Source organism: Streptomyces sp. HNM0575, assembly GCF_012726265.1.
Lineage (GTDB): Bacteria > Actinomycetota > Actinomycetes > Streptomycetales > Streptomycetaceae > Streptomyces.
On record NZ_JAASAG010000011.1, the window covers coordinates 162274 to 185662 of the forward strand.

17 protein-coding genes and 1 pseudogene are annotated in these 23389 nt (G+C 71.8%); 6 read left to right on the forward strand and 12 right to left on the reverse strand.

The annotated features are described in order from the left end of the window. Positions 1-27 precede the first annotated feature (27 nt). Together HCC61_RS24655 and HCC61_RS24660 are read right to left on the reverse strand one after the other, a co-directional pair. Positions 28-726: a TetR/AcrR family transcriptional regulator gene (locus HCC61_RS24655; RefSeq protein WP_169138941.1), complete on the reverse strand. Its 699-nt coding sequence runs from the start codon at positions 724-726 to the stop codon at positions 28-30. After that, positions 723-1733: a fatty acid desaturase gene (locus HCC61_RS24660; protein WP_169138942.1), complete on the reverse strand. Its 1011-nt coding sequence runs from the start codon at positions 1731-1733 to the stop codon at positions 723-725. The genes HCC61_RS24655 and HCC61_RS24660 overlap by 4 nt, the downstream gene beginning before the upstream one ends. Before the next feature lie 476 nt (positions 1734-2209). On the opposite strand from HCC61_RS24660, the gene ppc reads away from it, so the two are divergent. Next, positions 2210-4897, forward strand: a complete 2688-nt coding sequence (gene ppc, locus HCC61_RS24665; protein ID WP_169139201.1) for a phosphoenolpyruvate carboxylase — start codon at positions 2210-2212, stop codon at positions 4895-4897. Positions 4898-5075: 178 nt separating this feature from the next. Here ppc and HCC61_RS24670 read toward each other — a convergent pair whose 3' ends face one another. The 6 genes from HCC61_RS24670 to HCC61_RS24695 all read right to left on the reverse strand — a co-directional run bounded on the left by HCC61_RS24670 (position 5076) and on the right by HCC61_RS24695 (position 11202). Then, positions 5076-5633 carry a hypothetical protein gene (locus tag HCC61_RS24670; RefSeq protein ID WP_169138943.1) on the reverse strand — a complete coding sequence of 186 codons (558 nt, stop codon included), beginning with the start codon at positions 5631-5633 and terminating at the stop codon, positions 5076-5078. Between the two features lie 206 nt (positions 5634-5839). Continuing rightward, on the reverse strand, positions 5840-6478 hold the full coding sequence (gene pth, locus HCC61_RS24675) for an aminoacyl-tRNA hydrolase (protein ID WP_169138944.1): 639 nt from the start codon (positions 6476-6478) through the stop codon (positions 5840-5842). 351 nt (positions 6479-6829) lie between these two features. Continuing rightward, positions 6830-7438: a 50S ribosomal protein L25/general stress protein Ctc gene (locus HCC61_RS24680; protein ID WP_169138945.1), complete on the reverse strand. Its 609-nt coding sequence runs from the start codon at positions 7436-7438 to the stop codon at positions 6830-6832. A gap of 265 nt (positions 7439-7703) precedes the next feature. Next, positions 7704-8681 (reverse strand): ribose-phosphate diphosphokinase, encoded by a 978-nt coding sequence (locus tag HCC61_RS24685; protein WP_169138946.1) that lies wholly within the window; start codon positions 8679-8681, stop codon positions 7704-7706. A 96-nt stretch (positions 8682-8777) separates the two neighbouring features. Beyond that, a complete protein-coding gene (gene glmU, locus HCC61_RS24690; RefSeq protein WP_169138947.1) occupies positions 8778-10280 on the reverse strand; it encodes a bifunctional UDP-N-acetylglucosamine diphosphorylase/glucosamine-1-phosphate N-acetyltransferase GlmU in 1503 nt (500 codons plus the stop codon). A gap of 214 nt (positions 10281-10494) precedes the next feature. Then, positions 10495-11202, reverse strand: a complete 708-nt coding sequence (locus HCC61_RS24695) for a hypothetical protein (RefSeq protein ID WP_169138948.1) — start codon at positions 11200-11202, stop codon at positions 10495-10497. Between the two features lie 197 nt (positions 11203-11399). Between HCC61_RS24695 and HCC61_RS24700 the strand changes: the two genes are divergently transcribed. Next, positions 11400-12929 carry a histidine kinase gene (locus tag HCC61_RS24700; protein WP_169138949.1) on the forward strand — a complete coding sequence of 510 codons (1530 nt, stop codon included), beginning with the start codon at positions 11400-11402 and terminating at the stop codon, positions 12927-12929. A gap of 156 nt (positions 12930-13085) precedes the next feature. On the opposite strand, the gene HCC61_RS24705 is transcribed toward HCC61_RS24700, so the two are convergent. Together HCC61_RS24705 and HCC61_RS24710 are read right to left on the reverse strand one after the other, a co-directional pair. Continuing rightward, positions 13086-13625 carry an SUKH-3 domain-containing protein gene (locus HCC61_RS24705; RefSeq protein ID WP_169138727.1) on the reverse strand — a complete coding sequence of 180 codons (540 nt, stop codon included), beginning with the start codon at positions 13623-13625 and terminating at the stop codon, positions 13086-13088. Next, positions 13622-14194, reverse strand: a pseudogene (locus tag HCC61_RS24710) (YwqJ-related putative deaminase); the annotation flags it as partial. The pseudogene HCC61_RS24710 and the gene HCC61_RS24705, both read right to left, overlap by 4 nt. A 528-nt stretch (positions 14195-14722) precedes the next feature. Here HCC61_RS24710 and HCC61_RS24715 point away from each other — a divergent pair. From HCC61_RS24715 to HCC61_RS24730, 4 genes are all read left to right on the forward strand, one after another. After that, entirely contained in the window at positions 14723-15484 is a 762-nt protein-coding gene (locus tag HCC61_RS24715; protein WP_169138951.1) for a hypothetical protein, read from the forward strand. 154 nt (positions 15485-15638) lie between these two features. After that, the gene (locus tag HCC61_RS24720) at positions 15639-16670 is read left to right on the forward strand and encodes an SMI1/KNR4 family protein (protein ID WP_169138952.1); all 1032 of its coding nucleotides are present in this window, start codon (positions 15639-15641) and stop codon (positions 16668-16670) included. A 36-nt stretch (positions 16671-16706) separates the two neighbouring features. Further along, complete coding sequence (locus HCC61_RS24725) at positions 16707-19352, forward strand: SUKH-4 family immunity protein (RefSeq protein ID WP_169138953.1); 2646 nt, start codon at positions 16707-16709, stop codon at positions 19350-19352. A gap of 503 nt (positions 19353-19855) precedes the next feature. Beyond that, a complete protein-coding gene (locus HCC61_RS24730; RefSeq protein ID WP_169138954.1) occupies positions 19856-20923 on the forward strand; it encodes a DivIVA domain-containing protein in 1068 nt (355 codons plus the stop codon). Positions 20924-21179: 256 nt separating this feature from the next. On the opposite strand, the gene HCC61_RS24735 is transcribed toward HCC61_RS24730, so the two are convergent. Together HCC61_RS24735 and HCC61_RS24740 are read right to left on the reverse strand one after the other, a co-directional pair. Next, a complete protein-coding gene (locus HCC61_RS24735) occupies positions 21180-22796 on the reverse strand; it encodes a cation acetate symporter (protein ID WP_240969261.1) in 1617 nt (538 codons plus the stop codon). Further along, positions 22793-23242 carry a DUF485 domain-containing protein gene (locus tag HCC61_RS24740; protein ID WP_169138955.1) on the reverse strand — a complete coding sequence of 150 codons (450 nt, stop codon included), beginning with the start codon at positions 23240-23242 and terminating at the stop codon, positions 22793-22795. The genes HCC61_RS24735 and HCC61_RS24740 overlap by 4 nt, the downstream gene beginning before the upstream one ends. Between the last annotated feature and the right edge of the window lie 147 nt (positions 23243-23389).

Sequence of the window (23389 nt, forward strand, 5' to 3'; positions counted from 1 at the left end):
CCCCCGCCCCGCCCCCGCACCCGCCGCTCAGCTGCGCCGGTGGCCTATGAGGCGCGGCCTGGCCTCCAGCCCGTCCAGGCCGTGCCAGGCCAAGTTGACCAGGTGCGCGGCCACTTCGGCCTTCTTCGGCTTCTGTACGTTCAGCCACCACTGGCCCGTGAGCGCCACCATGCCGACCAGCGCCTGCGCATACAGCGGCGACAGCTTCGGATCGAAGCCGCGCGACTTGAACTCCCGGCCCAGGATGTCCTCGACCTGCGTGGCGATGTCGCTGATCAACGACGCGAAATTGCCCGTCGACTGGGCGACGGGCGAATCGCGGACGAGGATGCGGAAGCCGTCCGTGTAGTCGTCGATGTAGTCCAGCAACGCGAACGCGGCCTGCTCCAGCAGCTCCCGCGGGTGCCCCCCGGTGAGGGCACCCGTCACCATGTCCAGGAGCTGCCGCATCTCGCGGTCGATGACGACCGCGTAGAGACCTTCCTTGCCGCCGAAGTGCTCGTACACGACCGGCTTGGAGACCCCGGCCTTCGCCGCGATCTCCTCGACGGACGTGCCCTCGAAGCCGCGTTCGGCGAAGAGGGCACGTCCGATGTCGAGAAGCTGCTCGCGCCGCTCCTTGCCGGTCATCCGGCGACGGGCCGCGCGTTTCTCCTTCTTGGCGGCTCTGGCCGTTCCTCTTGCGGGCTTGGCGGTGCTGTCATCCGTCGGCACAGGCTCCATCATGCCGCTTGACGGGACGGCTCCTTACGGCGGGAGTCGATACGCGAACGGGCCGGCCAGCGCACGTCGTACGCCCAGCCCGCCAGCTCCAGCCAGCGGATGATGCGGGCGCTGGAGTCGAGTTGGCCCTTCTCCACGCCGTGGCGGGCGCTCGTGGGGTCCGCGTGGTGCAGGTTGTGCCAGGACTCGCCGCAGGAAAGGATCGCCAGCCACCACACGTTGCCCGACTTGTCGCGGGACTTGAACGGCCGCTTGCCCACCGCGTGGCAGATGGAGTTGATGGACCAGGTGACGTGGTGCAGCAGCGCCACGCGTACCAGCGAGCCCCAGAAGAACGCCGTCAGCGCGCCCTGCCAGGACATCGTCACCAGACCGCCGACCGCGGCGGGCAGCAGCAGCGACACCGTCGTCCACAGCACGAACTGCCGCGAAATGGCGCGCACCGTCGAGTCCTTGATCAGATCCGGTGCGTACTTGTGCTGCGGTGTCTGCTCCTCGTCGAACATCCAGCCGACGTGCGCCCACCACAGGCCCTTCATCAGGGCGGGGACGGTCTCGCCGAAACGCCACGGCGAATGCGGGTCGCCCTCGGCGTCGGAGAACTTGTGGTGCTTGCGGTGGTCGGCGACCCAGCGCACCACCGGGCCCTCGACGGCCAGCGAGCCGAGCACGGCAAGCGCGATGCGCAGCGGGCGCTTCGCCTTGAACGAGCCGTGCGTGAAGTAGCGGTGGAAGCCGATCGTGATGCCGTGGCAGCCGATGAAGTACATCGCCGTGAGCAGGCCCAGATCCAGCCAGCTCACTCCCCATCCCCACATCAGGGGCACCGCAGCGAGCAGCGCCAGGAAGGGGACCACGATGAAGGCCAGCAGCGCGATCTGCTCCACCGAGCGGCGCTTCTCGCCGCCCAGCGTCGCGGAGACGGCGACGGGGGAGTTCTGGGCTTCGGAGGCGGATTTCTTACGGGCGTCGGGGGAGCTGTCGAGTACGTCCGGGGGGCTGGTGGTCATAGATGTCCCTTGTCAGAGCGGTAAGGGGCTTCAACGTCGTGCACTTTTCGCGTCTCGTGCCCACGCAAGTCCTACGGAACCGTAACCTACGGCTTCGTAAGTATGGCAGGCCTCACAGGCGTAGCAAGGGGGGCGTGGGGCAGACGAGTGCGTGCTCACCCATCGGACGGCGGACCGGTACGGCGACCGCCCGCGCATATCCTGGGAAGCGCCGGACAGCGCGGTCCGTGACCTGCCCGAAGCAAATGCCGCAAGGAGCCCAACCTGTGAGCAGTGCCGAAGTGAGCCGTGCCGAGACCCGCCGCCGGCAGGGCGGAGACGGGCCCGGAGCGGGCCACGGGACCGACGCCGCGACCGACTCCGAAGCCGCCGACGGGACCGCCGCGGAGGGCGCACAGAAGACCGCCGCCGACGCCGCGTCGGACGCCGCGGAATCCGCCTCCGGCACCCCCGCCGAAACCGAGTCGACCAGCGCGCTGCGCGCCGACATCCGCCGCCTCGGCGACCTGCTGGGCGAGACCCTCGTGCGCCAGGACGGCAAGGAGCTGCTCGACCTCGTCGAGCGCGTGCGGGCGCTGACCCGCAGCGACGGCGAGGCCGCCGCGGCCCTGCTGGGCCGGACCGACCTGGAGACAGCCACCAAGCTGGTGCGGGCCTTCTCCACGTACTTCCACCTGGCGAACGTCACCGAGCAGGTGCACCGCGGCCGGGAGCTGCGCGCCCGCCGCGCCGCGGAAGGCGGCAACCTCTCCCGCACCGCCGGCATGCTCAAGGACGCCGACCCCGCGCACCTCGCCGAGACCGTGCGGAACCTCGGCGTGCGGCCCGTCTTCACCGCGCACCCCACCGAGGCCGCGCGCCGCTCCGTGCTCACCAAGCTCCGCAAGATCGCCGAACTGCTGGAGCACACCGACCCCCTCGACAGCGGCCGCACCGACCTGCGCCTCGCCGAGAACGTCGACCTCGTGTGGCAGACCGACGAGCTGCGCGTCGCGCGCCCCGAGCCCGCCGACGAGGCCCGTAACGCCGTCTACTACCTCGACGAGCTGCACCGCGGCGCCGTCGGCGACGTGCTGGAGGACCTCGCCGCCGAGCTGGAGCGGGCCGGCGCGCCCCTGCCCGCCGGCACCCGCCCCCTCACCTTCGGCACGTGGATCGGCGGCGACCGCGACGGCAACCCCAACGTCACTCCCGAAGTGACCTGGGAGGTGCTGCTCCTCCAGCACGAGCACGGCATCACCGACGCCCTGGAGCACATCGACGAGCTGCGCGGCGCCCTGTCCAACTCCATCCGCAACAGCGGCGCCACCACCGAGCTGCTCGACTCCCTCAGCCGCGACCTGGAGCGGCTGCCCGAGATCAGCCCCCGCTACAAGCGGCTCAACGCCGAGGAGCCCTACCGGCTCAAGGCCACCTGCGTACGGCAGAAGCTCCTCAACACCCGCGACCGGCTCGCGTCGGGCGCACCGCACGTGGACGGACGCGACTACCTGGGCACCGCCGAACTCGTCGACGACCTCACGCTGTTGCAGACGTCGCTGCGCGCACACCGCGGCGAACTCGTCGCCGACGGCCGCCTGGAGCGCGTGCTGCGCACCCTCGCCGCCTTCGGCCTCCAGCTGGCCACCATGGACGTACGGGAGCACGCCGACGCCCATCACCACGCGCTCGGGCAGCTCTTCGACCGCCTCGGTGAGGAGTCCTGGCGCTACATCGACATGCCCCGCGACTACCGGCAGCGCCTCCTCGCCAAGGAGCTGCGCTCCCGCCGTCCCCTGTCGCCCTCGCCGGCGCCGCTGGACGCGGCCGGCGCGAAAACCCTCGGCGTCTTCACCACCGTCCGCGAGGCGCTGGAGACCTTCGGGCCCGAGGTCGTCGAGTCGTACATCATCTCCATGTGCCAGGGAGCGGACGACGTGTTCGCGGCCGCCGTGCTCGCCCGCGAGGCCGGACTGGTCGACCTGCACGCCGGCTGGGCGAAGATCGGCATCGTCCCGCTGCTGGAGACCACCGACGAGCTGCGCATCGCCGACGAGCTCCTCGACGCGATGCTCTCCGACCCCTCCTACCGCAAGCTCGTCTCGCTCCGCGGCGACCTCCAGGAGGTCATGCTCGGCTACTCCGACTCCTCCAAGTTCGGCGGCATCACCACGTCCCAGTGGGAGATCCACCGCGCGCAGCGGCGGCTGCGCGACGTCGCGCACCGGCACGGCGTACGGCTGCGGCTCTTCCACGGCCGCGGCGGCACCGTCGGCCGCGGCGGCGGCCCCACGCACGACGCGATCCTCGCCCAGCCCTGGGGCACCCTGGAGGGCGAGATCAAGGTCACCGAGCAGGGCGAGGTCATCTCCGACAAGTACCTCGTGCCGTCGCTGGCCAGGGAGAACCTCGAACTCACCGTCGCCGCCACCCTCCAGGCGTCCGCGCTGCACACGGCGCCCCGCCAGTCCGACGAGGCGCTCGCCCGCTGGGACGCCGCCATGGACACCGTCTCCGACGCGGCGCACGGCGCGTACCGCAGGCTCGTCGACGATCCCGACCTGCCCGCGTACTTCTTCGCCTCCACGCCCGTCGACCAGCTCGCCGAACTCCACCTCGGCTCCCGGCCCTCCCGCCGGCCCGACAGCGGCGCCGGACTCGACGGACTGCGCGCCATCCCCTGGGTGTTCGGCTGGACCCAGTCGCGGCAGATCGTGCCCGGCTGGTACGGCGTCGGCACCGGGCTGAAGGCCGCGCGCGAGGCCGGACTCGACGGAGTGCTCCAAGAGGCCCACGAGCACTGGCACTTCTTCCGCAACTTCCTCGCCAACGTCGAGATGACCCTCGCCAAGACCGACCTGCGCATCGCACAGCACTACGTCGACACCCTCGTGCCCGACGAGCTGAAGCACGTCTTCGAGGACATCACGGCCGAGCACGACCTGACCGTGCGGGAAGTGCTGGCCATTACCGGCGAACGCGAACTGCTCGACGCCAGCCCCGTGCTGAAGCAGACCTTCGCGATCCGCGACGCCTACCTCGACCCGCTGTCCTACCTCCAGGTGACGCTGCTGCACCGCCAGCGCGACGCCGCGGAACGCGGGGAGGAGCCCGACCCGATGCTCGGCCGCGCGCTGCTGCTGACCGTCAACGGCGTCGCGGCGGGGCTGCGCAACACGGGCTGAGAGAGCGGACAGGGCGCGAACGGCGCCGTCGCGGCGGGGAGTTCAGGAGTTCACCCGCGGCGGCGGCGCCTCGTCGTCGTACGGGCAGGTGGTACGGGCGCGCGTTGTACGGCGCGGGGGCAGGGCTGGGACCGGAGCGCTCAGAGGGCCCAGCGGTCTCAGAACGGGCCCAGCGGTCTCAGAACGTCAGCACCGCCCACGAGGCGCCCATCAACGCCACCCCCAGCAGGCCCAGCACCAGCGCCGTGCGCTTCATCCGCATCCCGCCCACGAAGACGAGCGCCGCCAGCACCAGCGAACCCCCGAGCGGCACGGCGCCGTACAGAGCACCTGAGGCGCCCGTGCGCACGGCCCGGTCGGTCCCGGGCTCGACCGCGACCTCCAGCCGCTCGCCCACCGTGCCCGAGGCGGACTCCGCGACCTTCACCTTCTTCGGCTGCGAACCGCCCGAACTGCTCGGACTTCCCCCGCCCGTGGCGGGCACGAACGTTCCGGCACACTCCTCTTCGGTGCACTTCGCGATGCGTACCGTGCCGCGCACATCGCCCGTCAGCGCCGGCCCCGCCGTCTGCCACGACGTCCAGCCGCCGGCGACGAGCAGCAGCACCGCCACGAGTGTCAGGACGATGTTCCGCGTCAGCAGCAGCACGCCGAACATGCTCTCCCCGGCCCGGCGAGTACGGCTGCGCCGCTTGGATCTGACGGTGCCCGTCGAGGAAGGCGTCGAGGAGGACATGGCCGGGATCCTTGGGCAAACCGTCCGGAGGGTCAACCTCCGCATCCTGCTTGCGTCCTAAAGACGGATGCGTCCCGGTCCTTCCGTACTGTGCACGTCCGTGCTGTGCGGTCCGTACGCGCCTACCGGCGCCCGTGACCCCGCCGGAAGCCGGGCGGACGGCGCCAACCACCGTACGGTACCTGCGAGTTGGCGCCGTACGGCGGCTAGGAGTTGTACGTGGTCTGCGCGCGCTCCAGGCCGTCCAGCACCAGCGACTCCACCGCGTCGGCCGCACGGTCGGTGAAGTAGTCCAGCTCCTTGCGTTCCACCGCGGAGAAGTCCTTCAGCACATAGTCCGCGACCGGCATGCGCCCGGGCGGCCGGCCGACCCCGAACCGCACCCGGAAGTAGCCCGGACCCAGCGACTTCGTGAGGGACTTCAGCCCGTTGTGGCCGTTGTCGCCGCCGCCCTTCTTCAGCCGCAGCACACCGAAGTCGATGTCCAGCTCGTCGTGGACCACCACGATCCGCTCCACCGGCACCTTGTAGAAGTCCCGGAGCGCCGTCACCGGACCGCCCGAGAGATTCATGTACGACATCGGCTGCGCGAGCACCACCCGGCAGCCCGACGCCGAACCCGGCGCCCCGAACCGGCCCTCCAGCACACGCGCACGCGACTTGTGCGCCTTGAACTTCCCCCCGATACGGGAGGCGAGCAGGTCCGTGACCACGAACCCGACGTTGTGCCGGTTCCCCGCATAGCCAGGACCCGGGTTGCCCAGCCCCACGACGAGCCAGGGCCCCGAAGGCCCCGCCGGGCCGCCAGCGGCACCGGCCCCACCCGTACCGGCAACAGTCGTCATCACAGCGGCCCTTCAGGATCAGGCGTCCAGCCTCGTACGTACGGACAACAACGGCACCGGCGCAACGACCGCCGCCGCGCTCGGCCCGGCCGTGCAGCCAGGGAACGCGGCGGCAGTCGGAGAACGGCACCCGGAAGACCCGGAAACCCGGGCCCCCGCAACACCCGGAACGGGCGGCCCGCGGAGCCGGTTCGGTCACCGGCTCGACGGGCTCACCCGGGCCGACGGGTCAACGGGGCGCCGGGGCCGCCCAGTCACAGGGGCCGGGAATCCCCGGGACCAAGCGTCACCGGGACCAAGCGTCACCGGGACCAAGCGTCACCGGGACCAAGCGTCACCGGGACCAGGGGGTCACTCGGGGGCGACCTCGCTCGGGGCCTCCGCCTCGCCCTCGGTCTCCTCCTCGGGCTCCGGCTCCTCGGCCTGAGCCGCCAGCACCTGGATCACCACGTCGTCCTCCTCGACGGCCAGCGACGTGCCCCGCGGCAGCTTGATCTGCCCGGCCGTGACCGAGTCGCCCGCGTCCAGACCCTCGACCGACACCGTGACCGACTCCGGAATGTGCGTGGCCTCAGCCTCGACCGGCAGCGCCACCAGCACGTGCTCCAGCAGGTTCTGCCCCGGAGCCAGATCGCCCTCGACGTGGATCGGGATGTCCACGTTGACCTTCTCGCCGCGGCGCACCACCAGCAGGTCAGCGTGGACCAGGAAGCCGCGGATCGCCTCGCGCTGCACGGCCTTCGGGATCACCAGCTGCTTCTTGCCATCGACGTCCAGGTGGATCAGGACGTTCGGCGTCTTCAGCGCCATCATCATGTCGTAGCTGGGCAGCGCCACGTGGACCGGGTCCTCGCCGTGACCGTAGATCACTGCGGGGATCTTCTCCTCGCGGCGCAGACGACGAGCAGCGCCCTTGCCGAACTCGGAACGGATGCTCGCGGAAAGATTGACGTCAGCCATGCTGCGCTCCTCGCAGTCGAAAACGGATCCGCATCTGTGGTGTCACTCGGTCCGTCCACGACAGACCGGCCACGCCGCAGAGCCGGCCACGGACGGGAACGCCGTGGGGACCCTGGCGAAGAGCGCGCGTCGATAACGGATGAGCCGGGCCGTACGACCAGCGCACGAACACGGCCTCCCTCGCCGAGCGACAACAGGAGTCTACGGGGCGGGGAAGGCCGTGCGGAAATCGATCAGCGGACGGGACGCACAAGCGCCCGCCCGCTCAAGCCTGCTCGTCGAAGAGACTGGTCACCGAGCCGTCCTCGAAGACCTCCCGCACCGCGCGGGCGATCGTCGGAGCCATCGACAGCACCGTGACCTTGTCCAGATCCTGCTCTCCCGGCGTCGGCAGCGTATTCGTGAAGACGAACTCGCTCACCTTCGAGTTCTTCAGACGGTCCGCCGCCGGACCCGACAGCACGCCGTGCGTCGCCGTGACGATCACATCCTCCGCGCCGTTCGCGAACAGCGCGTCCGCCGCGGCGCAGATCGTGCCACCCGTATCGATCATGTCGTCCACCAGGACACACACCCGGCCCTCGACATCACCGACCACCTCGTGCACCGTGACCTGATTCGCCACCTCCGGATCGCGCCGCTTGTGCACGATCGCCAGCGGCGCACCCAGCCGGTCCGCCCACCGGTCCGCCACCCGGACACGCCCCGCGTCCGGCGACACCACCGTCAGCTTGTCCCGGGCGACCTGACCGCCCACGTAATCCGCCAGCACCGGCAACGCGAAAAGATGATCCACCGGGCCGTCGAAGAAACCCTGAATCTGATCCGTGTGCAGATCCACCGTGAGAATCCGGTCCGCACCGGCCGTCTTGAACAGATCCGCCATCAACCGCGCCGAAATCGGCTCCCGCCCACGGTGCTTCTTGTCCTGACGCGCATAGCCGTAGAACGGCACGATCACCGTGATGCTGCGGGCCGAAGCACGCTTCAAAGCATCGATCATGATCAGCTGCTCCATGATCGACTTATTGATCGGAGCCGTGTGGCTCTGCATCAGAAAACAGTCGGCCCCACGAGCGGACTCCCGGAAGCGGACGTAGATCTCGCCGTTCGCGAAGTCGAAAGTCTTGGTCGGGACCACCTCGATAGCCAGCTCATCCGCGACCTCCTCCGCAAGCTCGGGGTGGGCGCGGCCGGAGAAGAGCATCAACTTCTTCTCGCCGGTCGTTTTGATCCCGGTCACTGCACAGTCTCCTTGAGTTCCGCGGGGCGTGCGTGCCTCTCAACCGTACGCCCCGCCCCACGGCCACGCGCACCCGGCAGCAACCGTCCTCGCTCGTCAGCCACCCTGCGCGCCCTCGGCGCCCTCCGCGCCCGGCGTCTCCGGGGCACCCGGACCCCCCGACGCGGACGCGCTATCCGCCGCCCGCGCCGACGCACTCCCGGGCCGCTTACGCGCCACCCACCCCGCGATATTGCGCTGTTGGCCACGCGCCACGGCCAGCGAACCCGACGGCACATCCTTCGTGATCACCGAACCCGCCGCCGTATACGCACCGTCCCCGACCGTGACCGGCGCCACGAACATGTTGTCCGCGCCCGTCTTGCAGTGCGAACCGATCGCCGTGCGGTGCTTGTTCTCACCGTCGTAATTCACGAACACCGTCGCCGCACCGATGTTGGTGTGATCGCCCACCGACGCGTCCCCCACATACGAAAGATGCGGCACCTTCGAACCCTCGCCGATCTCCGCGTTCTTGAGCTCGACGAAACCGCCCGCCTTCGCCTTCACACCCAGCCTCGTCCCCGGCCGCAAATACGTGAACGGACCCACCTTCGCCCCGTCACCGATCTCCGCACCCGACGCCACCGTGTTGCTCACCGACGCACCCGCCCCCACGGCCGTATCGGCCAACTGCGAATTGGGGCCCACCTCGCAGCCCTCCGACAGATGCGTCGAACCCGTCAACTGCGTACCCGGAAGCACCGTCACGTCCCGCTCGTACGACACCGACACATCCAGCAGCGTCGACGACGGATCCACCACCGTCACACCCGCCAGCATCGCCCGCTCCAGCAACCGGCCGTTCAGCAGCCGGCGCGCCTCCGCAAGCTGCACACGGTTGTTGATGCCGAGGATCTCCCGGTGATCGCCCGCCACCGACGCGCCCACCCGGTGCCCCGCACTGCGCAGAATGCCGAGCACGTCCGTCAGATACTCCTCGCCCTGACTGTTGTCCGTACGCACCTTGCCGAGAGCGTCCGACAGCAACTGCGCGTCGAACGCGAACACCCCCGAATTGATCTCCGTGATCGCCCGCTGCTCCGGCGTCGCGTCCTTGTCCTCCACGATCGCCGTGACCGCGCCGCTGTCCTCCTCGCGCACGATCCGGCCGTAGCCCGCCGAATCCGGCACCTCGGCGGTCAGAACGGTGACCGCGTTGCCGTCCGAGGCGTGCGTCCCCGCGAGCGACCGGAGCGTCTCACCGGTCAGCAGCGGGGTGTCCCCGCAGGTCACCACCACGGTGCCGTCGAGCGCCACACCGCTGCCCGACAGCTCCTCCAGCGCCATGCGGACCGCGTGCCCGGTGCCGTTCTGCTCGTGCTGCACCGCCGTGCGCACCTCCGCGTCCACCTCGGCGAGATGCGCAGCCACCTGCTCACGGGCGTGACCGACCACCACGACGAGATGCTCGGGGGAGAGATTGCGGGACGACGCGACGACATGGCCGAGCAGGGAACGGCCGCAGATCTCGTGCAGAACCTTGGGCGTCGCCGACTTCATACGGGTGCCCTCACCCGCTGCGAGTACGACGACGGCTGCCGGGCGGTTGACGCTCACGGGGGATGCCCTTCGGCTACGGGGTCAGGGGGAACACCCGCAGGATACCGGTGGGTTACGGAGGGCTTGATTTCCGGACACGAGAGCGGGCCCCGACCTCGATGGGGGCGGGGCCCGTGATTCGAACCTCGAGCTCCCCCGCAAGGATTCGAACCTTGACTACCAAGACCAAAACTTGGGGTGCTGCCTGGTTACACCACAGGGGATCGCCGCGTCAGACCTTACCCGACCCGTGGGTGACGGGCAGGTTCCGGGGAGCAGCGGTAGTGATCCCCGACCACCAGCCTTCGATGCGGCGGCAGAGATCGGCGCATTGCAGAACCCGCACCACGAGGCAGCCCCGGTAGTCGGCCCCGACGTTCTTACGGACCGTCTTCGGGTTGTGCTTCTTGAGGGTGGTCTTGCCGAAGTCCGCGGTATCGCGGCCGACGAGCTCCGCCCAGTAGCGCTCTGCTCCTGCGACGTCCGCTGACTCGTGGATCATGACCGAGAAGCGCACGTCCCCAGGTGGGACTTCCAGCAGGGCCAGCCAGGCCAGGTAGACCGTGATCATGCCGGGGTCGCTGTTGACGAACGTGACCTTCTCGCGAGGCTGGTGGGCCTTGCGCTTCGTGCCCTCCGCCCAGTAGAGCCCCACGCCGATGAGGAACAGCTCCCGGTCGGTCAGGGCGCCGATCTCCTGCTTCGCGGCCTCGTGCGTCTCCCTCCGCGCACGGTCGCGGAAGGCCCGGTAAGGCGCCCAGCGCGCCTCGCGCATCGCATGCATCCGCTCCGGCGAGGGGCGGGGCTTCGGCAGATCCCGTACCCAAAGCGACACGGAGCTCTTCGCCACACCCAGCTCCTGCACGATCTCGTCGTAGGTCTTTCCCGCTCGCCTCAGCTCCCGCGCGCGAGCCTTCAGTTCGGTTTTCGCCTGCACCATGACGGCAGCTTCCGCCGCGTTCGTCGCCGAGCGCGGCGGAATCAGTGGTTATTCACCAGTTCGGTTGGGGGCAAGATGTTCCCCTTGTGCCTGACGCTGCTCTGTGCCGTGGGCGGAATGTTGGGTTCCAGCGACGGAGTGTTCGGTTCCTGTACGGATCGGAAAAGGGGTCGGCGGCCGGTCGTACGCTGGTCGGTATGACCGAGACGGGGGAGAGGCCGGACGTCGGCGGACCGTGGTGGTGGGAGCGCCGGCGGAGCGTCGTGCTGGACGTCACTCTGACCTTGGTGTCCGCGGTGGAGTGCGCCGTGCAGGGCGTGGACTTCGCGGACGAGGCGGGGCTGCCGGCGGCGGCCGGTGTGGTTCTCGGGCTGGTGGCGGGGTCGACGCTGGTGCTGCGGCGGCGCTGGCCGATCGCGGTCGTGCTGGTGGCGGTCGCGCTGGCGCCGGCGGAGATGGGGTTCGTGCTCGGCTTCGTCGGGCTCTACAGTCTCGCGGTCGCCCCGAACGTGCCGCGCCGTATCACGGTGCTGCTGACGGGCATGCAGGCCGCGGCCGCCGTGATCACCACGGTCGTGCGGCTGCATCAGAGCATCGGCCAGGATCCCGGCTTCAATCCTCCTTGGTGGTTCATTCCGCTGATGTCCGTGGTGGTGGCGACGGGCGTCACGGCGCCGCCGGTGCTGATGGGGCTGTACGTCGGTGCGCGGCGGCGGCTGGTGGTGTCGCTGCGGGAGCGGGCGGACGGTCTGGAGCGGGAGTTGGCGCTGCTGGCGGACCGTGCGGAGGAGCGTGCGGAGTGGGCGCGCAGCGAGGAGCGGACGCGGATCGCGCGGGAGATGCACGACGTGGTGGCGCACCGGGTGAGTCTGATGGTGGTGCATGCGGCGGCGTTGCAGGCGGTGGCGTTGAAGGACCCGGAGAAGGCGTCGAAGAACGCGGCGCTGGTGGGTGACATGGGGCGGCAGGCGCTGACGGAGCTGCGGACGATGCTGGGGGTGTTGCGTTCGCCGGAGGGCGGCGGTGAGCGGGCGGCGGGTTCGGGCGGTGCGTCGGTGCGGTTGGCGGAGTTCGCGGTGGCGGCGGCGGGTTCGGCGAAGGACGGCGGTGGCGGGCGGCGGGGTGCGGGTGCGTCGTCGGGCGAGCCGGGTGAGGGCGCGGCCGGTTCGGCTGCGGGTTCGGCCGGGGGCGCGGGCGGCCGTGCCGGTGCCGGTGCCGGTACGCACGTCGCCGCGGGTGCGGGTCCGGGGGCGGCGCTCCCGGAGGATGTGGCCGGTGACGCCGCGGAGGAGCAGGGTGCGGGCGACGGGCCGCGGCTGGCGGAACTGGGCGCGCTGGTGGGGCAGTCGCGGGAGGCGGGGATGTCGGTCGACTTCTCGGTGGACGGTTCGTCGGGGGGTTACGGGGCGGGGGTGGAGCAGACCGCGTTCCGTGTGGTGCAGGAGGCGCTGACGAACGTGCACAAGCATGCGCCGGGTGCCCGTACGAGGGTGCGGCTGGCGCATCGTGAGGGGGAGGTCGCGGTGCAGGTTGAGAACGAGCGGCCGGTGGACGGCGAGGGTGCGGCCGGTGCGGGGCTGCCGAGCGGCGGCAACGGGCTGGTGGGGATGAAGGAGCGGGTGACGGCGCTCGGCGGCGGGTTCGTGTCGGGGCCGACGGATGTGGGCGGTTTCCGGGTGTCGGCGGTGATTCCGGCCGGGCGGTCGGGGGCCGCGGGGCCGGGTTAGGCGGCGAACTCGGCGCGGGGGCGCGGGGGTTGTGGACGGCCGGGGTGAGGGACCCCTGGGTCGGGGCGATGCGCCCTGGGCTCTGGTCCCTGGTTAGGTCCCTGGTTACGGGGCATCGGGCCCGCCGGCCGTACGGGTACGGCCGGGCCGGCTTCGTCAGAAGGCGCCGTGGGCGGCCGCAGCGTCCTGTGGCCTGGTGAGCCGTTCCGGGCGGTTGCCGGTGAGCAGCGCGGCGAGTGCGGCGTCGAAGTCGCGTCCGAGGTACCAGTCGCCGGTGTGGTCGAGGCTGTAGACGCGCGCTTCGGTGTCGATGGCGAGGAGGGCGGCGTCGGTTCCGTCGGTGCCGAGCGGGCAGATCTCGGTGCGCAGGGCGCGGCCCAGTTCGGCGAGGGTGCGCGGTGCGTGCAGGGCGTGCAGGGGGTCGATGCGTACGGCTGCGGCGGCGATGTTGCGGCCGGGGCCGGTGGGGACGATGGGCAGGTTGCCGAATTCGGCCCAGACCTCGACGGCGGCGGGGAGGACGGCGTGCCTGTGCCCGCCGGGGGAGACGTGCCCGCGGAGGGTGTCGGCCCATTCCTCGGCCTGGCGCATGTCCCATCGTCCGGGCTGCCAGCCCGCGTTGCGCAGTGCGTCGTCGACGGCGACGGGGAAGCGGGTGGTGGATGTGCGGTGGTTCGGCGGCGGGGGCGGGGTCACCGGGCCGTCTTTTCGCGGGCGGCTGCGGAGGGTGCTGCGGTGGCGCCGGCTGCTGCGGTGCCTTCGGTTCCGGTGCCGCCGGGGTCGACGGCTCGTACTCCGAAGTGGGCGAGGAGCGCGGCGCATGCCTGGCAGGGCGGGGCGTAGCGGCCGTGCAGCGGGTCGCCGTGCTCGCGGATGTGGCGTGCGGTGAGTCTGGCGTTCTTGAGGGTGCGCTTGGCCTCGGTGTGGGTGAGCGGCCGGGGTTTGCCGCTGCCCGTGCGGCGGTTGGTGCGTTTGGCGTTGCGGGCGGTCTCGGTGTCGGTGAGGTGGCGCGAGATCAGGACGGTTTCGGGGCAGCGGCCGGTGTGGCGTGCGCGGTGCCCGGTGGTGAGGGTGTCGAGGAAGTCCTGTACGAGGGGGTGGGGTGCGGGGGGCTGGTCGCCCTTGTTGCCGGTGGAGGTGAGGGTGTTGCCGCGTACGGAGAGGGCGGCGGCGACGGCGGGGAGGATGCCGTCGCGTCGTTCGTGGAGCGGGGGCGGTGCGTCCTCGGGTGCCGTGGTCCAGCCGACGCGGGGGTCGGCGGCGGTACGGGGGCCGGGAGGGGCCGTGGCACCGGGTGCGGCCGCGGACCTTGCGGGAGCCGGGGCCGGGGCCGGTGCGGACGCCGGTGCCGTTGCGGCCTCGGCGGTCTCGGCGGGCCGGGCGGCCGGCGCGGGCCGAGCCGTTCCGGCGCCCGCGGCGGATGCCGGGGAATTGAGCGACGCGGTGTTCATGTGGTGGTTCCTCCCCGCACGGCCCCTTCTGCCGTTTGTGTTCTGGTGTGTGCTGTGTGCCGGGCCAAGTATGCAGCGTGGGGGGCGAGTCGATCATGCCAGTGTCGATGTCATCGGGTTGTGATGGTTTTCGTTGCGGGGATGAAACGGCGGAGGTGGGCCGGGATAGTTGGGCTCGGCAGCCGGGATACATCGTCATTTCGAGGCAGGAGTTCCGTCATGGGCCGCACCTCTCTTCGTTGTCGCAGTGGTTGTCGCAGTGATGGTGACCGACACGGTCGCACGTGTGGTCGCAGGGGTAGCCGTCTCGGTTCGCGTGTCCGGCGCGCTCTGGGGGTCGCGGTGGCGGTGCCGGTGCTGGCGGTGACGGCGGTTGCTTGCAGTGACGGTGGTGACGACGGTGGCGGCACGGGCGGGAAGAAGGACGAGGGACAAAGCGGCGAATCCGGTTCCGGTTCTGGGTCGGGGGGTGCGGGTTCCTCCGGCGGGAGAGGCGAGGCCCGCGGCGGTGACGTACCGCCCCTGGGCCAGAAGGAGTTGGACGGCGCGCTGCTGAAGTCCGGTGACGTGAAGGGCTATCGGGCGCAGCGCGACAAGGACGGCGCGCTGCCCGCGCAGAACACCATGAAGGCGGACGATCCCCGCTGCTCCCCGATCACCGACGTGGTGGACTCCAAGCCGGAGCACGCGCGCAAGGCGTACGCGAGCGGTGTGTTGATGAAAGGTTCCCTCAGCACGGGCGGCGCGGTGCAGCAGGTGCTGCTGTCCTCCTACGGGAAGGGCGGGGCCGAGCAGTGGCTGGCGCAGCTCAAGAAGGCCGTGCGCGGCTGCGATTCGTTCACGGGGCAGATCAACACGGGGGAGAGGACGCGGCTGCACGTCGAGCCCGGGGAGGGCGTCGGCGTGGGCGACGACTCGGTGCGCTTCACGATGGAGGACACCCGTGGCAAGGACTCGCCCACGGTCTTCACCATCGTTCGTACGGGCGGCAACACCGCCTCGTTCATGTCGGTCTCGCTGTCGGGCGAGCCGCAGGGCGTCGCCCTGTCACTGGTGAAGAAGCAGCACGAGAAGCTGACGGCCGCCGCGGAGGGCAAGTCCTGACGAGGTGCGCCCGTCCCCTCGCCGGGCGGCCGCCAGGGGCCGATCGCCGCTGATCGGGGACCGTCGCCGCCGGGGGTGCTGGCGGTGACCCGTCTTCGCCGTACCGCATAGGCTGTCCCAAGTCAGGCCAGATGCGCAGCAGGGGGCTTCCGCGATGACGACAGGTCGGCTACAGCCGGGGGCAGACCCCGTCGCTGCTCCGGGGGGCTCCCCGCACGGGCCGCCGGCACAGGGGCATGCCGCGCCCGCACCGCCGAACCGGGCCTACGCGGGCCAGATCGTCAACTTCCCCGATCCTGTGCGGCTCGCCCGCCATCCCGCAGGGGTCCGCGTCGACGAGTACGGCCTGCCGGACTTCTCCCCGTACGCACGTGCCGCCGCCGAGATCGCGGAGCCCCCGGAGGGCTTCGGCGGCGACGAACTGCGCCTCACCGACTACGTTTCGGCCAACGCCGCGCTGCACGCTGCCGGTCATGAGCTGTGGTCCGATCTGCCGCCGGTGGCGACGCCGCACGGCTGGACGTGGCACCACGTACCGTACGGCCGCCGCATGGAGCTGATCCCCGTCGAGGTGAAGGTGCTGCTGCGGCACCACGGCGGCCTGGCGACGGCGAACGTCGACCACGCCAAGGGCGGCACACGTCCGTTGCAGGACACCAGGCCCGTGCACTTCAAGGTGCCGCACTCGGTCGCGGTGACCGAGTCGCAGGTGCTGGAGGCCGAGGAGCGCCTCGGGTACCGACTGCCGGGCGCCTACCGCGAGTTCCTGAAGGCCGCGGGGGGCTGCGCGCCGCGCGGGGTGGCGCTGGACGCCGAGTTGGGGCTCCTGGTGGACCAGCCGTTCTTCACCGTGCGGGAGGACGCGGCGGTCAACGATCTCGTCTACATCAACAAGTGCCTGCGCGACCACTTCACCAAGGACTTCCTGGGCGTCGGCTTCGTGCAGGGCGGTCTGATCGCGGTGAAGGTGAAGGGCGAGGGCATCGGTTCGGTGTGGTTCTGCGCCTTCGACGACGCGCGGGACCGGGACGGGCTGGACGTGGCGGCGCGTGTGGAGCGGCTGCTGCGGCCGTGCGGCGCCGACTTCGACGAGTTCCTGCTGCGGCTCGCGGGCAGCCCGCCCGAGCTGGAGACCGTGGCGAACCTGATGGTGGACGGCGGCTTCGCGCGTGCGGTGCGGGTGTGACGGCGGCGTCGAGGGTTGTTGGGGAGTGAGCGCGCGATGGTGACCTTCGCTCAGGCTCAGGAGCGCGCGGAGCGCTGGGTCAACGGCGACGTGCCGGGAGACCGGCACCGCGAGGTGCAAGTACGGGAGTTCGACCTGGGGTTCGTGGCGTGGGCGGAGCCTTCCGCCGGGGCCGCTGCCGCCGGGGCTGCTTCCGCCGGGCCGAAGTCCGGGAACGGGACCGGATCCGTGGGCGGGAGCGGGAGCGGGGGCGCCGGGGAGTCGCGCGCACGGCTGGTGATAGCGCGGGACAGCGGCGACACGACGCTGTGGCCCGGGCTCCCGGTGGGCGAGGTCATCCGCCGTTACGAGGAGGAGTACGGGACGCCGAGCGCGCCGGCGGCGCCGCCTGGCCCGACCGCGCCCCAGCGCCTGGACCTTGAGGCCACGTCGTTCCTGCTGACGCCGCCGGACTGGCTCCAGCAGGCCGCGGACCAGATGGGCATCCCCGACCGCAGAGGAACCGGCGCGGGTACGGGCGCGGGCAGCTCCCCGGGCGCGGGTGCCGGCGCGGCTGCTGCCGCGGCCGCCGGGGTCAGCCCGTGGGACGCGGCGGACACCAGCAGTTCGGGCGGAGGCGAGGCACAGGCGCCGCCCGCGACGGTCTTCGCCCCGCCGCTCTCCGGTGGCGAGGACGATCCGGCGTCGGCCGACGCCAAGACGGAGCTGATGCCGGAGGGGCCCGCTCTTCCGCGTACGGCCGTCTCGCCCGCGGTCGACGGACGGCAGCCGGGCCAGGGACCCGGACAGGGGCAGGTACCTGGACAGGGACCTGTACAGGGGCAAGGTCAGGGGCAGGGTCACGGGCCGGGGTCCGCACAGGGTCCGGCCGTGCCGCCACCGCCGCCCATGCCGCCCAACGCACCGCCGCCGCCCCCCGGTTCGGGCCCCGGCGGCGGCCCGGGCGGTGGCGATGTGCACCATGCGGCGACGATGCTGGCGGGCCCCTCGGCGGGCGGCCCCGGCGGTCTCGGTGCGCCTCCTCCGCCGCCCGGTCCTCCCGGCGCGGTGGGCTCGGGAAGCGCCGACGCCGATACGGGCAGAGCGGCCGCCGGAGGCCCCGGGGCACCGCCTCAGTCGCGGGGCGGCGGTCCGTCCGTGCCACCGCCCCCCGGAGCCCCGGGCACGCCCGGCGCGCGGCCGGGCGGCGCGGGTGCGGGGGCGGCCGGTGCTGCGGGCGGCGGCTACGTCCCTACGCAGATGGTCTCCGCCGACGAGGTGTCGCGGATGGGAGGCGGCGGCAACGCCCCCGACGGCCCGGGCGACGGCCCCGGTACCGGTGGCGAGCAGCGCCCCGGCGGCGGCCCGACCGGTGGCGACGACGTGCACCACGCCGCGACGATGCTCGCGAGCCCCTCGACGGGCGGCCCGAGCACTCCCGCACCCCCCGGTCCGCCCGGTCCGCCGCCGCCCGCGCCCGGCGCACCGGCAGGGGCGCCGCCCCCCGCACCGCCGCAGGGCTACGGCTTCCCGCAGCAGGGCCAGCCGCCCGGGCCGCCGCCCGGTGCCGCACCCCCGCCCGGTGCCGCACCCCCGCCCGGCGCCGCGCCCCCGCCGATCCCGGGAGCACCGGCCGCGCCGGCGCCGCCCAACGCCGGTGCGCCGCCCGCGTACGGCTATCCCCAGCAACAACAGCAACAGCCGCAGCCCTCCGGTGTGCCCACCGTCGGCCCCGGCTACATGGCGGTGCTCCGCTACCGCGCGCCCGACGGCTCGGAGCAGCAGCTGATCCGGCGCTCCGCGCCCGGCACCCCACACCCCGAGTGGCAGATCCTGCACGAGCTGCGGAACATGAACGTGCCGCCGCAGCAAGTGGTCGAGCTGCACACCGAGTTGGAGTCCTGCGAGCTGCCCGGCGGCTACTGCGCCCGCATGATCCGCGAGACGTGGCCGCAGGTCCGCGTGACGCACACCGCTCCGTACGGACACGACCACGCCACTCGGCAGCAGGGCATGCGTCATCTCATCGAGCACCAGGGGGAGTTGCACCAGGTCGCGGACGGCCCCGCGCGCCCCGCCCCGTGCCGGGTGCCGCTGCCGCCGCAGCATCAGATCCCGCCCGTGCCGCCGCTGCCGCCGGACGCCGTGGGTCAGGAGCTGGCCCAGGCGTTCGGGCCGCAGGCCGTCTTCCGCTTCGACCAGCACGCCGTTTCACGGCAGGGAGTGCCCGACGTCGTCGGTCAGACGCTGGTGTGGGCCGGGCTGCCCGTCGACGTCGGCCCGTTCTTCTGGGGGCAGACCCAGCCGGGCCGCCCGGTGCCGACGCTGGCGGAACTGGCGCAGGAGCGGGGCGTGCAGCCCGCCGCGGACGCCGGCTCGTATCTGGTGATGGGCAACGACTTCGGCAAGCAGCTGTGCGTGCAGTACGGCACCGCGCACATCGTCGCCGTACCGCTGGAGGCGAGCCCCGAAGGGCAGCCCGCGCAGCCGCAGTTCGTCAGCACGGGGCTGCCGGAGTTCGTGCGCTCGCTCGCGCTGCTCGGCCGCATGTGGCCGCTGCGGTACGGGCTGACGCAGGAGCAGGCGGGCCGCTGGACGGTCGACTTCCAGGCGCAGCTCGCGGCGCTGGACCCGGCGGCGCTCTCCTCCCCGGAGAACTGGTGGGCGGTGCTGCTGGAGCAGATGTGGGACGGGCTCTTCTGACGCCCGCCTGACGCCCGCCTGACGTTCGTCTGACGTTCCTCCGGCGCTTCTGCGGAACGCGCCCCGCACAGCCCCCGGCTCCGGCCTCCGGCCGCCACAAGCCCCGGCTCCGGCCACCACAAGCCCCGGCTCCGGCCACCACGGCCCCGGAGTCCCACAGCCCTCGAAGCCCGCGGGAGCCGTTGAGGCTCCCCGGGCGCTTCCATGTGTCCGCGGGTTTCCCGCTCACTCTTCGCGGCGGCCTCACATCCCGCCGCCCGTCACCCGCACGGATGGTCCGCACCGTCCGTGAGGTGACGCGCGGCAGGACTTCCGCTTTACGGACATCGCCGCTGGTGCCGCCCACGAACCCCGTCTTCACGGGTGCCGCATCGCACCCGCGGAGGGTGACGTGACGCCTCGTTCGTGGTGCGCTCGTATGGAGTGTCGCGTTATGACCGCTTAGCTCACATCGAGAAGGATGTGCGTCCGCGTTGAGTGGTTGCTGAGGTAAGGGGCTCGAAATGGGTGCGTCGTCGCAGGAGTTCACCGTCGTACGGGGCCGTGGCTACCGGCCCGCGCAGGTCGACAGGGCGATGGACGTACTGGCCGGCCAGCTGGAGGAGAGCCGGGGACGCATCGCCGGACTCACCGCGCAGGAGGCCGAACTGGCCGCGGAGGCCGAGCGGTTGACCAGCCTCGCGGAATCCCTGCCGCCGCAGACGTACGAGTCGCTCGGCGACCGCGCGCGGCGGCTGCTGTCGCTCGCGTCGGGCGAGGCGCGGACCCTGCGGGCCGGGGCACGGCAGGACGCCGCGAGGACCGCCGAGGAGGCGGAGGCCTACGCCCGGGCGGTCCGCGAGGCCGCCGAGGAGGAAGCGGAACTGCTGCGCACGGAGGCGGCGGCAGCGGCGGCCCGGCGGGTCGAGGCGGCCCGCAGCGAGGCCGAGGCGGTGAAGACGGCGGCGCGCGAGGCGGCCCGTGAGGCACGTACGACGGCGGACGACGCGCTGCGGACCGCGGAGTCGGAGTGCGCGGAGGCGCTGGCCGGTCAGGAGCGGGCGCAGGCGGCGGCAGCGGAGGAGGCCGAACGGGAACTCGCCGAGCGGCAGCGGACCGCGGAGGCCTACGTGGAGGAACTGGCCGACCGCGGCGAGCAGTTGATGGCGGACGTCCACGCCGGGCGTGCCGAGGCGGAGGAGGACGCACGCCGCTGGCACGAGGAGGCGCGGGCACGGGGAGACAAGCTGCTGGCGGGCGCGCGGGTGCGCGAGGAGGCCGTCGAGCGGGAGACCGAGCGTGTGCTGTGGGAACACGCGGAGCGCGCGGCCGAGATGAGGCGGCACATGGCACGGGTGCGCAGCACCCTGGCGTCGCTCACGGGGCGCAGGGGCGGTCTCGCCGAGGCGCTGCCCGAGGGCGAAGGCCGGACGGGGAGGCCCGAGGCGAGCGACCGGGACGAAATGCCGGGAGCGGACGGGGCGGAGGGCGCGGATGCCGCCGACGGCGGCCGGTCCCGTACGGGCGGCGAACCGTCGGGCGCGGCCGAAGCGGTCACCGTCCCCGGCCAGGTCCGGGGACGCGACAGCTGACGCGTGCGGGTACGGGAGCCGCGGCGGCGCGGCGGCCCGGCGACACGAGCCCCGTGCCGCCGGTCCCCGGCCCGGAGGTTGCGGCCCGGGGCTCCCCGACTTCCTTGACACGCCCGGCGGTTCAGCGGCGCCACGTACCGCACCTACCGCACCTGGCGCGAAGTTGCCCGGATCCAGGCGGTGTTGGGGAACCCCGTGCACCCGGGTGCCCTGTGCACCCGGTGACCCTCGTGCGCCCGGTGGAGACCGGCGCCGTTCAGCGGCGTCTCGCCCCCGCAAGCAGGCGGGGTTCGGCGGCCCGGTACTCCGTGCGTCCGCGGTTCTGCGTGCGGCGGGTGCTGAGGAACGTGCCGAGCCAGCCGAGCAGAAAGCCCACGGGGATGCTGATCATGCCGCTGGTGGTGAGCGGGAAGACGTCGAAGTCCTGGTCGGGGAAGAGGGAACGGGGCGTGCCCGAGGTCGTCGTGGACAGGGCCATCACCACGATCGCCGCCGCGGTGCCGCCGACGAGCGTGCCCAGCATCCCGAGCCGGGTGAAGCGGCGCCAGAACAGCCCGTAGACGAGTGCCGGTGCGATGGCTGACGCGGCGATGCTGAACGACAGGATGATCAGGCCCCGCAGCGCCTTTCCCTGTACGAGCACGGCCAGCACGATCGCGGGCGCGCCCACGGCGAAGGCCGACAGCCGAGCGATGAGCAGTTCACGCCGCGGCAGGGGCGAGCCGGTGCGGGACATCACCCCGGCGTACAGGTCGTGGGCGAGGGAGTTGCCGCAGGCGAGGATCATGCCGGCGACGGACGAGAGCAGCGTGAGGAAGACGGCCGTCGAGACGGTGGTGAAGACGAACGTCGACAGCGCGGGGGAGTCGGCGAGGATCGCTCGCGCCAGCCGCAGGATGGCCGTGCTGCCCTCGGGGTCGCCCGCCGCGATGTTCTCCCGGCCGAGGAGGGCGGTCGCTCCGGCGCCGATGACGGCGATGAGGACGGCGAAGACGGCCATGATCATCACGGCGTACGACATGGACCGGCGGATGGCCTGCGCGTTCTTCGCGGTGTACATGCGCATCGTGACGTGCGGCAGGCACGCGGCGCCGAAGACGACGGTCAGCGAACTGGCGATCAGATCGGCCTTGCCGATCCGCGTGGGGGCGATCAGCAGCCCGGAGCGTGCGTACGCGGCCCCGCGCCCGCTGCCGGTGTCGGCGAGGGTGACCAGCCGGGAGGGGTCCCAGCCCACCTTGTCCATGACGAGCAGGGCGAGCATCAGCGAGGCGCCGAAGAGGACCACGAGCTTGATGATGTGGATGAGCGCCGTGCCCTTCATCCCGCCGATCGCGGCGTAGCCGATCATGAGCCCGCCGAGGGCGACGGTGGTGACCGTCTGCACGGAGGAGCCCTCGAAGCCGAGGACGAGGGTGACGAGCTGACCGGCGCCGGAGAGCTGGAAGACCATCAGCGGGAGCAGCGCGGCGAGGGTGACGCCGGTCGCGGCGAGCCGTACGAGGCGGCTGGGGGAGCGGTGGGTGAGGGCGTCTCCCATGGTGAACCGGCCCGCGTTGCGCAGGGGTTCGGCCAGCAGGACCATCAGCAGCAGCAGGGACAGCGCCGTGGACAGGGCGAGGACGAGGCCGTCGAAGCCGGTGAGGGCGATGATGCCGATGGTGGACAGCACGGTCGCGGCGGAGATGTAGTCGCCGGCGATGGCGAAGCCGTTGCGCACCGGTGCGAGAGTGCGGAAGCCGGTGTAGAACTCGTCGAGGTCGTCGCGTTCGGCGCTGGTCATGATGCAAAGCAGCAGCGTGACGCTGACGAGGGCGGCGAAGATGGCGAACGAGAGGGACTGCGAATCGGGGTCCACGGCGCTGGGGTTCAACGGCGTTCCTCCTCGCTCTCGCGCTGTTCCTCGTCGGCTATGCGTACCCGGTGGGAGATGTGGTCGACGGTGGCGCGGGCGAAGAGTTCGTAGGTGACGATCGTCAGCAGCGTTATCGGGATCAGCAGCAGCCCGAGGAAGACGCCGAGGTTCACGGAGCCGGCCACGGACTTCGCCATGAGATCGGGGAGATAGGCGGCCATGGCGAGATAGACGGTGAAGTAGCCGAGCACGGCCAGCGTCATGCTGCGGCGCAGCCAGCGGTAGGCGCTGCGCAGGCGCACGAGTTCGGTGTCGGCGTGCGCGGGGACGCTGGGTGCGTGCGTGGGCGGCGGGCTGTAGGCGGGGCGCGGAGGGTGGTGGGGTCGCGGCGGATACGAGGGTGCGGATCGGTACGGACGGTAGTCGTCGCGATATCCGTATTGCTCGCCGTTGTCGAACGCCATGCGAGCCTCCCCTCCGTACGGGGTCGAACGCCCGAGGTTGAGCGCACGTTACTGGCGAGTGTCGCGCGCTTGGAAGAGCCGTGGGAAAACCTGTCACATTTCCAACATCGTTACTGAAGGTAATGGCAGGCCCGTGGCGGTTAGTTG

Bases quoted from the DNA above. Each gene is read 5' to 3' on its own strand.
- HCC61_RS24740 (WP_169138955.1), bottom strand. From the start codon at position 23,242: ATGGCGTTCGACAACGGCGAGCAATACGGATATCGCGACGACTACCGT.
- HCC61_RS24680 (WP_169138945.1), bottom strand. From the start codon at position 7,438: ATGGCTGACGTCAATCTTTCCGCGAGCATCCGTTCCGAGTTCGGCAAG.
- HCC61_RS24695 (WP_169138948.1), bottom strand. From the start codon at position 11,202: ATGGTGCAGGCGAAAACCGAACTGAAGGCTCGCGCGCGGGAGCTGAGG.
- HCC61_RS24660 (WP_169138942.1), bottom strand. From the start codon at position 1,733: ATGACCACCAGCCCCCCGGACGTACTCGACAGCTCCCCCGACGCCCGT.
- HCC61_RS24725 (WP_169138953.1), top strand. From the start codon at position 16,707: ATGGTGACCTTCGCTCAGGCTCAGGAGCGCGCGGAGCGCTGGGTCAAC.
- HCC61_RS24730 (WP_169138954.1), top strand. From the start codon at position 19,856: ATGGGTGCGTCGTCGCAGGAGTTCACCGTCGTACGGGGCCGTGGCTAC.
- HCC61_RS24720 (WP_169138952.1), top strand. From the start codon at position 15,639: ATGACGACAGGTCGGCTACAGCCGGGGGCAGACCCCGTCGCTGCTCCG.
- HCC61_RS24700 (WP_169138949.1), top strand. From the start codon at position 11,400: ATGACCGAGACGGGGGAGAGGCCGGACGTCGGCGGACCGTGGTGGTGG.
- pth (WP_169138944.1), bottom strand. From the start codon at position 6,478: ATGACGACTGTTGCCGGTACGGGTGGGGCCGGTGCCGCTGGCGGCCCG.
- HCC61_RS24655 (WP_169138941.1), bottom strand. From the start codon at position 726: ATGATGGAGCCTGTGCCGACGGATGACAGCACCGCCAAGCCCGCAAGA.
- HCC61_RS24670 (WP_169138943.1), bottom strand. From the start codon at position 5,633: ATGTCCTCCTCGACGCCTTCCTCGACGGGCACCGTCAGATCCAAGCGG.